14 protein-coding genes are annotated in these 12,132 nt (G+C 31.4%); 4 read left to right on the plus strand and 10 right to left on the minus strand.

Features of this window, described 5'->3' with window-relative positions; all coding sequences use genetic code 11:
- The first annotated feature begins 99 nt into the window (after positions 1-99).
- Positions 100-1,083, plus strand: a complete 984-nt coding sequence (locus PF021_RS08360; protein WP_271022033.1) for a beta-1,4-N-acetylgalactosaminyltransferase — start codon at positions 100-102, stop codon at positions 1,081-1,083.
- Positions 1,084-1,284: 201 nt separating this feature from the next.
- Positions 1,285-2,145, plus strand: coding sequence for an NHL repeat-containing protein (locus tag PF021_RS08365; RefSeq protein WP_271022034.1), 861 nt, complete (start codon positions 1,285-1,287; stop codon positions 2,143-2,145).
- A 48-nt stretch (positions 2,146-2,193) separates the two neighbouring features.
- Here the strand turns inward: PF021_RS08365 and PF021_RS08370 are convergent, their stop codons facing one another.
- The 4 genes from PF021_RS08370 to glmS form a co-directional block, all read right to left on the minus strand.
- A complete protein-coding gene (locus tag PF021_RS08370; protein ID WP_271022035.1) occupies positions 2,194-2,781 on the minus strand; it encodes an RICIN domain-containing protein in 588 nt (195 codons plus the stop codon).
- A gap of 10 nt (positions 2,782-2,791) precedes the next feature.
- Positions 2,792-3,595, minus strand: coding sequence for a cytolethal distending toxin subunit B family protein (locus tag PF021_RS08375; protein WP_271022036.1), 804 nt, complete (start codon positions 3,593-3,595; stop codon positions 2,792-2,794).
- 9 nt (positions 3,596-3,604) lie between these two features.
- Positions 3,605-4,270, minus strand: coding sequence for an RICIN domain-containing protein (locus tag PF021_RS08380; protein ID WP_271022037.1), 666 nt, complete (start codon positions 4,268-4,270; stop codon positions 3,605-3,607).
- A gap of 222 nt (positions 4,271-4,492) precedes the next feature.
- A complete protein-coding gene (glmS, locus tag PF021_RS08385; protein ID WP_271022038.1) occupies positions 4,493-6,274 on the minus strand; it encodes a glutamine--fructose-6-phosphate transaminase (isomerizing) in 1,782 nt (593 codons plus the stop codon).
- A gap of 111 nt (positions 6,275-6,385) precedes the next feature.
- Here glmS and PF021_RS08390 point away from each other — a divergent pair, with 111 nt between their 5' ends.
- Complete coding sequence (locus PF021_RS08390) at positions 6,386-7,444, plus strand: phospholipase A (RefSeq protein ID WP_271022039.1); 1,059 nt, start codon at positions 6,386-6,388, stop codon at positions 7,442-7,444.
- Here PF021_RS08390 and PF021_RS08395 read toward each other — a convergent pair.
- The 6 genes from PF021_RS08395 to PF021_RS08420 are packed head-to-tail and all read right to left on the minus strand — an operon-like array spanning position 7,430 to position 10,890.
- A complete protein-coding gene (locus tag PF021_RS08395) occupies positions 7,430-8,029 on the minus strand; it encodes an SH3 domain-containing protein (RefSeq protein ID WP_271022040.1) in 600 nt (199 codons plus the stop codon). The two genes, PF021_RS08390 and PF021_RS08395, sit on opposite strands and share 15 nt — an antisense overlap.
- A 19-nt stretch (positions 8,030-8,048) precedes the next feature.
- The gene (zupT, locus tag PF021_RS08400; protein ID WP_271022041.1) at positions 8,049-8,918 is read right to left on the minus strand and encodes a zinc transporter ZupT; all 870 of its coding nucleotides are present in this window, start codon (positions 8,916-8,918) and stop codon (positions 8,049-8,051) included.
- Between the two features lie 56 nt (positions 8,919-8,974).
- Positions 8,975-9,355 carry a prepilin-type N-terminal cleavage/methylation domain-containing protein gene (locus tag PF021_RS08405; protein ID WP_271022042.1) on the minus strand — a complete coding sequence of 127 codons (381 nt, stop codon included), beginning with the start codon at positions 9,353-9,355 and terminating at the stop codon, positions 8,975-8,977.
- Entirely contained in the window at positions 9,345-9,818 is a 474-nt protein-coding gene (locus PF021_RS08410) for a prepilin-type N-terminal cleavage/methylation domain-containing protein (RefSeq protein ID WP_271022043.1), read from the minus strand. The genes PF021_RS08405 and PF021_RS08410 overlap by 11 nt, the downstream gene beginning before the upstream one ends.
- Before the next feature lie 2 nt (positions 9,819-9,820).
- Positions 9,821-10,489 carry a 16S rRNA (uracil(1498)-N(3))-methyltransferase gene (locus PF021_RS08415; protein ID WP_271022044.1) on the minus strand — a complete coding sequence of 223 codons (669 nt, stop codon included), beginning with the start codon at positions 10,487-10,489 and terminating at the stop codon, positions 9,821-9,823.
- A complete protein-coding gene (locus tag PF021_RS08420) occupies positions 10,489-10,890 on the minus strand; it encodes a hypothetical protein (protein ID WP_271022045.1) in 402 nt (133 codons plus the stop codon). The genes PF021_RS08415 and PF021_RS08420 overlap by 1 nt, the downstream gene beginning before the upstream one ends.
- 269 nt (positions 10,891-11,159) lie before the next feature.
- Between PF021_RS08420 and PF021_RS08425 the strand changes: the two genes are divergently transcribed.
- A partial coding sequence (locus PF021_RS08425) for a PDC sensor domain-containing protein (RefSeq protein WP_455429305.1) occupies positions 11,160-12,132 on the plus strand: 973 nt, incomplete at its 3' end.

Below are 12,132 nucleotides of genomic sequence, written 5' to 3' on the forward strand. Positions count from 1 at the left end.
ATATTACTAATAATGTAAATAGAATTGCAGATGATATTATTAGTGATGTAAATAAGAAAAGATTCTAGGAGTCTTTTTTAAGGTGGAAGAGGTAATTTTTTGACATACTCAATGGATATTAGTGAAATTGGAGGTATTATTAAACATGTTAATCTTTATGTACCTTCTAATGTATTGAAAAGAATAGAAGATACGGATAATGATTACTTTATAAAAAACAATCACAATTTTGGACATAGTGGATACTTTGATTTTGATATAGATTCTAAAAATGCTTATTCTCCTCTTAATCCTTGGGCTTTTATTCGCGTTAAAAATGAAAGAGTGATGCTTGAAAGTTCATTAAAAAGTATACTACCTGCAATTCAAAGAGGAGTTATTGGCTACAATGATTGCAATGATGGCTCTGAAGAAATAATTATTAAGTTTTGCAAGCAATATCCATCCTTTATACCTATTAAATATCCGCATACAATAGATATTAAAAATCCAAAAACAAACTTAAATAAATTATATAATTATTACAATTATGTATTCAGCTACATACCAGAGAATGAGTGGTTTATAAAGATTGATATGGATCACATATATGATGCTAAGAAATTATATAAGAGCTTCTACTTAATTAAAGATGATAATGAAATATTAAGCATTTCTAGAATGGATTTTATAGTAATTGATGACAATATATACGTAGCACAACAAAACAATGGGCTATTCTTAAAAGATGATGTAGATCATTGGTTAATAAAGAAAACAAGTGATATACATTTTAGGGAAGCCTTAGTATTAGGCGATAGTTTTAATTGGAACGAAATTCCACAAGAACAAGCTTATAAATATGACAATTTAGCTTCATATGAAGCTATAGTAATAAAGAAAAAAATAGTAAAAATTACAGAATTAACAAATTATCATTTTCCATATATGAAACAATATAGAAAATTTATAAACAATATCAATGTTGTAAAATTAGAAGATATATTACATGCATTAACAGATCAAGAAAAATTTAGAATTGATGAGAAACTTTTAGATAAAGATAGAATTCTTAATATCTTTAAGCATTTTAACCACACATAGTTTCTTATAATGCTTTTGATTGGTAAATCTAAAAGTATGTATATGTTATATTATGTTATAGTCTTTATAGTTTTTAAGACACTAACACAATTTTTAGAAACCAAAAATTTATGTTTTTGTTAAAAATAATATAAAACATTGATATTTTGTGGAATAATATTGGAATAAATTCAGAATAAATATTAACTCTAAAGGAATTAAATGAATAACTATTTTCGTCTATTGATTTCATCTGTTGCATTGATAAGTAGCATATCTATATTATCATTATCGGCAAAAGATTTTGAAGGTTTTGCTAGTCCAGAGAGTGTATATGGAAGTGGACAAAATATATTTATTAGCAATGTTGGTGAAAAATTAGCACCATTAGAAAAAGATGGTGATGGATTTATAAGCAAATTAGATTCTAAAGGGAAAGTTTTAGATAAAAAGTTTATCTCTAATTTAAATGCCCCAAAAGGTATGAATAGCATAGGTGATGCGCTTTATATCGTTGATATTGATACCATTAAAGGTTTTGATATAAATAGCAAAAAAGAAGTATTGAGTATGCCTATAAAAGATTCTGTATTTTTGAATGCTATAGAAGTATTGGATAACAATACATTGTTAATTAGCGATACTGGAACAGGCATAATACATATAGTTGATATCAAAAACGAAAAGTATGATACTTTTGCAAAACTAGATTCCAAATATGGTGGTCCAAATGGATTATTGCTAGATAGAGATAATAATAGATTGATTGTGGTTGGTTATGATCCAGCTGGAAAAACAAAAGGCAGTGTAGTAGCAATAGATTTAAGCAGTAAAGCACAGCTTCCAATTAGTGAGCCACTTGGTGCTTTGGATGGTGTTGTGTTTGCAAAAAATGGGGATCTCCTTGTGAGTGATTGGGGAGATAATATGCAAGGTGTTGTATATAGGATAGATAAGAGCGGTAAGATTGGGACATTGGAACTTGATTTTATGAAAGGTCCAGCTGATATGTTTAGTGATGGCACAAATCTATGGATACCAAAAATGGCAGAATCTAAGATTCTAAAAATAGATCTACCATAAGCAATATAACAAAGGATTCTAAAGATAGAATCCTTTTACAAAACAATGCTATTCTAGAACACTAGCCTCGATTAGCGGTGGTGCAAAAAACATTAACTCATTTAAGTCTGCTGGAAGTGTCTCATCAATAGTACAAGTCCTAATCCCAAAGCGATTTTCAATAGGGACATTCGGATTGTAGAAAGTTACGATACATTCATTTGCATCAAGCACTAAAGATCTAATTTGAATTGCTGCAGTATTTGTAGGCATAATAGAAAAAATGGTCTCTAATGTACCATCTTGCAAATCTAGTGAGCAAGACTTACCTCCAAAAAACCCATTATCCAAAATTGCTAAACAAATATCATCATTGCTAGGATTTACAAACTGTACATAGCCAAATGGAACTCTTTTAGCTAATCTTCTATCCCTATCTTTAATAGTATCATTTGGTTCTATCTCTCTTAATTTCCAATTTTGATCAATGAGTCTTTGTGAAGTCTCTCTAAAAGGACTTAGACTAATGCCTGTTTCAAGTGAGCGGATTGTAAAAATTTGTGTAAAATCGCTTAACTCACCTGGATCATCTGCTAAAAGTGGATTAAAACTTAAAGTTACTAAAAATGAAGCAAATAAAATTTTTAGTTTTTTCATAGTACCTCCTTTAGAATCTTCTAAAATTTACTGGAAAATGATCAGAAGCCAAATGCGTCCTAAGCCCAGCTAAAATTAATATTGCAGCAAGCGGTGGGGCTACATATGTGCCTCTCGAGCTTCCAGTGATTGCATAATCAAGCACCCTACCACTTGCTTGAGTGGCACTACTTTGTGCGACGATTGTAATTCTACTAGCAAGTTCTGGGTCGATTAGATTTGTAATCATATTTGGCTCTCTATTAAAGTCTCCTGCTATAATCCAGTTCCTTACATTTGCTTGATTTCTCATCTGCATATCCACTGCTGTAATAAGTGCTCCCGCGTCATTTCCACCACGAGCAAGTGCATGGACATTAAAAAATGCACTATCTCCTATACGGATTCCCAAAATAGGTCTTGAAGCCACTGTGGGTGGTGGGATAACAAACACCTCATCAGCTCTTTGTCTACTCACAATGGCAACATTTACGCGATTTGCACCAACATCAATGCGTGAATAATAAATCCACACAGATTTAGGGCGTGAGGCTGTGCCTAGATTCCATTCATATTCATGGGTTGGGATTCCAACACCTACTGGTTGTACCACGCGTTCCGTCATTATCGCACTTTGTGGCAAAACCCCAGCTTCTTGCACCATTAATACATCAAGCGGAGAATCGCCCGTGATTAATTGCCTTACACTCACATTCCACTTGCTCTCTGTTGCTGCTGAAGATCCTTGTAGATTCCAAGTGCCTGTATTAAAGTCCTCTAGCCCAGCATAAACAAAGCTAAAAAATATAACAAAAGATAAAATAACTTTTCTCATTCTATCCTCCTAGTTATCAATAATAATGGCTTTAGCGCCAAAAGTTGGAGCAACTAGATACCATTGTTGATCTAAATTGCTAACACCAGGCTTTACGCAAGTGGTGGTAAAAATCTCAAAGACTTTGAAAAAATCTCCTAAAGGGTTGCCAATAGGAGATTGCAAACATTGTCCGTTTGCTAGATTTTTAATTTGTATAGATTGATTATTCATAGGCTTTAACTCCCAAAACTGGCTTTGATTGCTAGGATCACATGGATAATGCACCACACCATTTCTATAAGCAGTGAGACAATTTCCAGTGCGAACATTTTTAAACATTACAAAATTTTTAGGATATTCAATTACACGCCAAATTCTCGCATTCCCAAAGGGTTTGCTATTAATATGCGTATAACCCCAAATCCAATTCCCAGAAGCTAATGCCCACACGGTTAATATCTCTCCTCCTGCACCCATAATACCTACATACTCGCTTTCTATACCATTATTTTCAAATACTTTCATGGTGTTTAATCTGCCATCACTTCCAAGCAATGGTTGCGGTCCATTTACTGCACCTTTTGCATTTGGGTTTTGGGTAATTTTTGGTGGATTAAGTGGAGTTTGCGGAACAATATTTTTTCCACTAATTAAATATGGATTTTTTAGAGTATTGCCAGGTTCTAATTTCATAGGAGGTGTTGGATTTGACCCTAGCTTTAGCGGATCGGAATCATTCCATGCACCAAATGAACGCCCAAGTGGATTGATTTTAGCTGCCTCTATTCTGTTTGTTTCGGGCTACTTTTTGGAGCAACCAACCGTAAAAATGGTTAGAATACAAATTATTAATAAGTTTATTCTCATTTCATCTCCTTTGTTTGATAATACCAAAAAAATGAAATATTTGGTTAATTATTCAACAGTTACGCTTTTTGCTAGATTCCTTGGCATATCTACATCATTTCCTAGTCTTATAGCTATTTCTAGTGCAAATATCTGCAATGCAATCATCATCGAGAAAAATTCTTCCATATAATGCGATGAATCACAAACCTCAATCCAATCATCACAGCCTTCATAGTATTCAGAACTTAAAGCACATATCATAGCATCTCTAGCACTTAACTCTTCTACATTGCTTTTAATTTTGTCATACATTAGATTCTTTGGCATTAATGCAACACAAAATAATCCACTATCAGCTAAAGCTATTGGTCCATGCTTCATTTCCCCACTAGGATAACCTTCTGCATGAAGATAGCTTATTTCTTTTAGTTTTAATGCTCCTTCTAATGCTAAAGGATAGAAAATGTCCCTGCCTATAAAGAAAAATCCATGTCCATGTAAATAACGCCTAGAAAGTCTTTTTATCTTTTCGTGCATTTTTTTATTTACTTCTGTTAATTTAATTGCATTTAGCATTATTTGCACTTGCCCTTTTACTTCTGCAAAAGAAAATCTCTTTTGTGCCAAATAACATGATAATATCCATAAAACCATAACTTGTGTAGCAAATGCTTTTGTGCTCGCTACTCCTTTTTCAATTCCTGCACGAGTTAATAGGCTTGCATCACTCTCTCTTACTATACTGCTATTATCGACATTGCAAATGCTAATAGTTTTTAGTTTAGCTTTTTTAGCTAACTTGACTGCCTCTAATGTATCTGCAGTTTCTCCACTTTGTGATATGCTAATAAAAAGTTCATTTTCATCTAGTATCGGCTCTTTGTAGCGAAACTCACTTGCTATTTCAACTTTGGTGCTAATCTTTGCAATTCTTTCTAGCATGTAGCTACCAGCTAGAGCTGCATGATAGCTGGTTCCACAAGCACATAGTCTAATTGATTTTATATTGCTTAAGTCTATGTTGCTTAATTCTTCTAGAAAAAATCCATCATCTCCAACTCTTCCCATCATTGTCTCAAGTAATACTTTGTGTTGCTCGTATATTTCTTTCTCCATAAAGAATGTGAATCCATCTTTTTGAGAAGATAGTTTATCTCCGCTTAATTCTTTTATATCTCCTAATTTTGCAAATCCATCTAAATCCATTACACCAAAATCACCATCTTTAAGATAGCATACTTCGGTTGCTAGTCCTATTAGAGGTGTATCAGATGATGAAAAATAGATTCCATCTTGCCCTTTTCCTATTATTAATGGCGATCCATTTTTGGCGTAAAATATTTCATTTGGAGCTTTTTGTGTAATTAATAATATTGCATAAGCACCTTTTAGTTCGTTTATGGTTTTTGTAAATGCCTCTAGTGGAGTTATAGAAGATTCAAGCATAGATTCAAATAAATGCACTATTACTTCGGTATCTGTTTGGGATATAAAATTATATCCTTTTTTAATTAGCATATCTTTTATGCTTTGATAATTTTCTATTATTCCATTATGTACTACATTACTAAACTTACCAAAGTGTGGGTGTGCATTTGTTTCTGTTGGCTTACCATGTGTAGCCCATCTTGTATGTCCTATGCCAACACCAAAACCGCTAGAACTAAAGCTTTCGCATTTCCTTTCTAAATTAATTATTTTACCGACTGCTTTAAAAATATTTAAATTACCTTCTGCCAACACAGAGATCCCAGCAGAATCATATCCTCTATATTCTAATTCTCTCAGTCCATTTATTAAAATTGATTTTTTCTCATTATTTCCTATGTAGCCCACAATTCCACACATTTGATACTCCAAATTTTTTCTTTATTATTGCATAAAACTAGCCAAAAGCATAATCACAATTATAGACAAATATTATGCTAGAATATGCATATTTCAGAATTGAGTGAAAATATGCGTTACATTGTGTTTTTGTGCTTGATTGCATGTGGTTTAGTTGCAGATATTAGCAAGTTTGATAATAGTAAGTATGAGTATTTAGAGTTTGAGGAAAATGAAAGGGCTAAATTTCTAATTCTTGATGAAAGTATGAATATTCAAAATGTTATTTCTGTTCATAAATCTCAAGGCAATAGAGTTGTGGTTGATTTACCTGATGATGATAGGCATTTTGTTATTGTTTTGCAAAATCCAAAGTTAAAAACTAAAAATGAGCCAAGTTTGGTAGATAGCATAAAAAGCACACAAAAAGAACAAAAATTTAGTGCTTATGAGGGAATGTATGAAAGAAATAAATTCATGGGTGGAATCTTAGGATTTGAACCTTATAAATTCAACTACTTGCTTCCTGTAAATTACTCAATAAATAGAGAACAAACACACAATAAAGGCGAGGAAGCAAAATTTCAAATAAGTGTGAAGAAATTATTGTTTAGTGACTTATTGGCTAAGAATCTTGATTTGTATTTTGCATATACACAGCAGAGTTTTTGGAGTGTTTATGATGGTAAAAATTCTCGTCCATTTAGAGAGAGCAATTATGAGCCTTCTTTGTTTATGACATATCCAATAGATAACTATCCATTGTTTTTTGATCAGTTGGCTTTTGGATACATACACCAAAGTAATGGTGGAGGCACACTTAATTCAAGGAGTTGGGATAGAATCTTTGTGCAAGGTATTTATAGCTATGATAATTTTGCTTTAAGCCTTAAAGCTTGGCATAGAATAAAAGAAGATAGCACAAAAGATGATAATCCAGATATTACAGATTATCTAGGATATGGAGAATTAACTTTGGGATATTTATTTAACCATAAACACGCAGTCTCTCTTACATTAAGAAATAATTTAAAGAGTGACAATAAAGGTTCAGTGCTCATTGATTATTCATATCCAATTTATAAGAATCTTTATTTATATATACAATATTTTAGTGGCTATGGAGAGAGCTTGATTGATTATAATCGCTCCATAGATAGAGTTGGGGTTGGATTTTTATTCTCTAGGTAGGCTATTGCCTTCCTCCATTTTTGCCAATAATTCATACAAAGATTCATCATAGTTGTAAGCTAGAAAAAATTTTAGTACATTTATTGCTTCATCTTTATTTCCTTGCATATATATGCTTTTGCTAAAAATTTCCCAGCTATCTTTATTATTTGGATTTTCTTTATTTGCTTTTAGTGCCAGATTCATTGCACTTACATAATCATTGAGTGCAAAATATTCATCTGCCTTTTGTCTTATATTATCTTTCGTGCTAGTTAGTGTAAATTTTTTATTTTCGTTTTTGGATATTTGTTTGATTGTGCTTTGTTGTGTTTTGTTTATATTTACATATTTGGCAGATATATATCCATTTTCTATTTTTACAAATTCATTTTCATATTCATAATTACATATTCTATGATTTTGTGGTAGCTTTGAGATTATGCTTGAATCCAAACTAGGCTTCTCTCTTACATTTAACAAACTAGCAGAAATATATAGACATGGTTTTGTCTGTGCATATTTGGTTGCTTCTGCACTACCAAAATATCCATATAAAATAAAACTAACACCAACTAACATAAAAACAAAAGATATCTTAAGCATACTCTCTCCTGTATAACTATCAAATATTTAATAATACCAATGAAATGCCCATGACTCCCATACCTATAATAAGTCCATACAAACTATCGTGCGCCTTATCATAAGTTCGTGCTTGAGGAAGCAATTCATCAAATGATATAAACACCATAATTCCCGCAATAAATGCAAAAGTAATAGCCAAAGTAAGTTCGCTTAAAAATGGTAAAATAAACAAAGCTCCAACAATAGCACCAAGTGGTTCTGCCAAACCAGATAGTGCAGAATATACAAATGCCTTTTTCTTATCGTTTGTTGCATGATATATAGGAAGTGATACAGCCATACCCTCTGGGATATTGTGTATTGCAACTGCAATTGCTATTACTATTCCAAACGATAGATTATCCATACTGCTTATAAATGTCGCAAAGCCTTCTGGGAAGTTATGTATTGCAATTGCAAAAGCCGTAAAGATTCCTGTGCGTTTTAGGGACTTTGAATCTATTTTTTTGATTACTTCACCGGGATGGTATGTTGGTGGCTTTTGTGCTTTTTTAGGTAATGGGCACACTTTTAGTTCTGAATAGTCATCTTTTGGTTCATGTGGATTTAAGTCCTCTGGGATACATTTATCAATAAAGGCGCTTACAAAGATTCCTCCAAAAAAGCACAATAATGCCAAGAACTCCCCATAGGCATAAACTACTTTAAAGTCATTAAAGGCGGTTGGCAAAATTTCCATAAAAGAAATATAAATCATAACTCCAGCAGAAAATCCAAGCCCAAAGGATAGAATTCTTAAATTATCATTTCTAGCAAAAAATGCAATCACTGCACCAATGGCAGTGGAAAGTCCAGCAAATAAAGTTAAAATAATTGCATATAAAATCTGTGATGTACTAAATTCCATTATATCTCCGAATGTTTTAAAAGAAGTATAACATAAATAATAATTTTTATCATTTACTAGAATATATCACAAAAAGATTCGCTATTATGTAGTTTTGAGCTTTTAGTGTGTTCGCATTCTAAGATATTATTTTTTAATTTGAAAAATACCTTTTTATCTTCATTTATTCCAATAAATCCACCTTTTTGCTTTTCAAAATAACAAGAAGATTTAGACATATCTAGGTGCTTGTATAGAGATTCTATGTTTATTGTTTGGTTTGTTTTTAGTTCATTTTTTAATGCTATTTTTAGATTCAAGATTTGTAGTTGTAATGCTTTATTGCACACACTTTTATTGTAATTAAAAATATTTGGAATCCCAAACGATAATAAAATGCCTAAAAGAAGCAATGTAAGCACTAATTCAAGCAGACTAAAAGCACTCTTAAAAGACAATTGAGCCACTTAAGAGAGGTATTTTTATCGAGGATGATGAAGTAAGCCCAATTTGATATAGTAATTTTTCACAAATATTGCCATTTTCATTCTTTGTGCCTGTAGTTGTAATTTCTAGGAATTTTATTTCATTTTCACTTGCTGTCTCTATCGCTTCATCTTTCATTAGCTTAGCTATAATGCATGGAGCGTTGTTGTTTTGTAGTTTGGTTTTTATATTAAATGGGCTTATATCCCAGTTTTGTGAGCTTAGGGTAATTGCAGATTCAAAGCTTCCCTTGCCTTGTGATAAGAAATATGCAGGAAATGATGTCTTAAGAGTATTTATATCACTTTTTAATGAAACTAGCTTTGCGTCATCTCTACTAGCAGAAATTTTAGGAATTCCAACTGCTGCTAAGATTCCTAAAATAACCAAAATAAATACTAACTCCAACATTGTAAATGCTTTTTTATTTGCCATAATTACCTCATAAATCTAGATGCACCATACATTGTTGCACTTTGAGCTTTTAGTATGTTTGCATTTTTTATACTATATATTTTTTTATCTCTTAGCATTTTTCTTTCTTTATCGCTAAATCCACCTTCACAGCCTATAAGCAGAGAATCTGTTGAGCTTAAAAGTCCAAGTTCTTCTCCATTAAAATCAAGCACTACTAAATTATTATACAAACTTAATACTTCTTGTAAATTATTTAATATTTCTATTTCTAAAGTTGTGATTCTTCCGCATTGTTCTGATGAAGCATGTAGTATTTTTTGAAATCTTTGATTATTTATGGTGAAGCTTTTTTGCGAAAAATCTGCATAGAAAAGTGTCAATTTTTTTATATTTATTTCATTTAAAAATGGGAGTATTTTTTCTATTTCTTTTATATCGATGATTGCTAGTATTATATGTCCTATTGGCTTGTTATGGAGTGGTATATGTGTTGTATTTTTTAACCTTAGTGTTGCACTTTTTCTATCTATATTTATAATTTCATAAGAATAGAGATTTAAATCCTTTAGATTTCTTAAGTTTATAATCTGTGATTGCTTGGTTCTTCTAGATTTAAATATGTGATTATATGAATCTCCACTTAGATTTATAATTTCATTCCCAGATTCTTCATGTATTAAAAATTGCATTATATTACACTCAAAAGACAAAAAAAGCATATATCTGCTATGTATTTTATTTTTGCCATTTTAAAAAAATATTCTCTAATGCCACTATTTGCTTCTACTTTGATTAATTTTTGCCTTTTATGTCTTTTTATTTCAAGCACCAATATAACAATCCAAACAAAAACCATAGCAAGAATCTTAAAAGACATCACAAATGTGAGCATCGCCCAAACAACAAGCCCGCTAAATATGCTAGCTGATAAGAGTGCATAATATCCAGGGGCTATTATTGCTAGGTATTTTAATTTTTTTGTATGTGATTTTTTTAAAAAAAGTGCATACAAGTTTATAAGAGGCGGTATAAATAACAATATGGATAATGCTATGTGTATATTTATAAGATTATTGACAACTGCTTCCAAGTTAGAAAACCTTAAAAAATTAATATGAGCTTCAAATTGTATCCAAAACATTTTAAAATGAATAAAATATCTAAAATTAATAATCTATAATTATAATGCAATCGTATCTGCTAGTTTAATATTCCTATGATAATACTAAAAGTAATATTGAATTTTGAAATTAAATAAAATTTATATATTTAATTCATTTATCATATTCTTGTAGATAAAATTTCGGCTTCATTTTTACTCACAACTCAAAAAATAATACTAGATTTTAGGAGGCTTTTATGAATAGTGTGAAATTAAAAATTTCCTTGATAGCTAATTTAATATCTATACTTTGCCTTTTATCGTTAGGTGTAGTAACTTTTATATTTGTCAAGGAAGCCATATATAAAGAGGTTGTCCATGCTGAAATAAATTCTGTATCTGTCGCTAGAGCAACTATGGAAAATTTTAGTAATAACAATATTAACTTCATTAGAAATGTTAAAAAAGACTTAGAGACTATGCCAGAATACAAAGTTAACTCAAAGGAAGCATTAAAGGAGTATTTTAGTGGAGAAATAAAAGCCTACAAAGTTGGCTTTAACGCACTTGCTTTATATATAGCCTTTGAAGATGGAAGCTTATTAATTAGCGATTCAGAAACTCATAAAAATGGGGTGCCGACTAGGTTTTTTGGGGGTCCCGGTACAGAATATAATTTTACTACTAGAGCATGGTATAAGGGTGCAGTAGCAAGCGGTGATGTTTATGTTTCCCCAATATATGAGGATTCTATTACAAAAATGCCAGCCATGGCTTTTTCTGCTCCAGTGTATAGAGGTGGAAAGTTGTTAGCTGTTGTTGCTGTTGATGTTTTGGTAGAAGATCTACAAAAACAATTTGATAGCATCCCAGCTAGAATTTTTGCTTTTGATGAAAATGCACAAGTTTTTGCCTCACAAGATAGAAGTCTGATTACTGGCGGAAGCAATGCTGATAGATATCTTAATGATATAAAAAGAATTGGCGAAATTAGTAAGACATTAAAAGATTTAGAACCATTCAATTATGTAAGGTCTGATGGTAGTGAAAGGTTTGTTGTTTGTTCAAGATACAATAACTATACAACTTGTATATCTGAAAGTATTGATGAAGTAGAAGAACCAGTAGAAAGAATAGCCTACATACAATCTGCCATCGTTGTTTTTACAAGCTTAGCTAGTATAATTCTATTATATTTCATAATATCTCGTATGCTAACTCCATTGCAAT

The organism is Helicobacter ibis, assembly GCF_027859255.1.
Classification (GTDB): domain Bacteria; phylum Campylobacterota; class Campylobacteria; order Campylobacterales; family Helicobacteraceae; genus Helicobacter_D; species Helicobacter_D ibis.

Excerpts from the sequence above, each read along its gene's own strand:
- PF021_RS08375 (WP_271022036.1), bottom strand. The coding sequence starts at position 3,595 with ATGAGAAAAGTTATTTTATCTTTTGTTATATTTTTTAGCTTTGTTTAT.
- zupT (WP_271022041.1), bottom strand. The coding sequence starts at position 8,918 with ATGGAATTTAGTACATCACAGATTTTATATGCAATTATTTTAACTTTA.
- PF021_RS08410 (WP_271022043.1), bottom strand. The coding sequence starts at position 9,818 with ATGGCAAATAAAAAAGCATTTACAATGTTGGAGTTAGTATTTATTTTG.
- PF021_RS08395 (WP_271022040.1), bottom strand. The coding sequence starts at position 8,029 with ATGCTTAAGATATCTTTTGTTTTTATGTTAGTTGGTGTTAGTTTTATT.
- PF021_RS08390 (WP_271022039.1), top strand. The coding sequence starts at position 6,386 with ATGCGTTACATTGTGTTTTTGTGCTTGATTGCATGTGGTTTAGTTGCA.
- glmS (WP_271022038.1), bottom strand. The coding sequence starts at position 6,274 with ATGTGTGGAATTGTGGGCTACATAGGAAATAATGAGAAAAAATCAATT.
- PF021_RS08370 (WP_271022035.1), bottom strand. The coding sequence starts at position 2,781 with ATGAAAAAACTAAAAATTTTATTTGCTTCATTTTTAGTAACTTTAAGT.
- PF021_RS08380 (WP_271022037.1), bottom strand. The coding sequence starts at position 4,270 with ATGAAATTAGAACCTGGCAATACTCTAAAAAATCCATATTTAATTAGT.
- PF021_RS08415 (WP_271022044.1), bottom strand. The coding sequence starts at position 10,489 with ATGCAATTTTTAATACATGAAGAATCTGGGAATGAAATTATAAATCTA.
- PF021_RS08365 (WP_271022034.1), top strand. The coding sequence starts at position 1,285 with ATGAATAACTATTTTCGTCTATTGATTTCATCTGTTGCATTGATAAGT.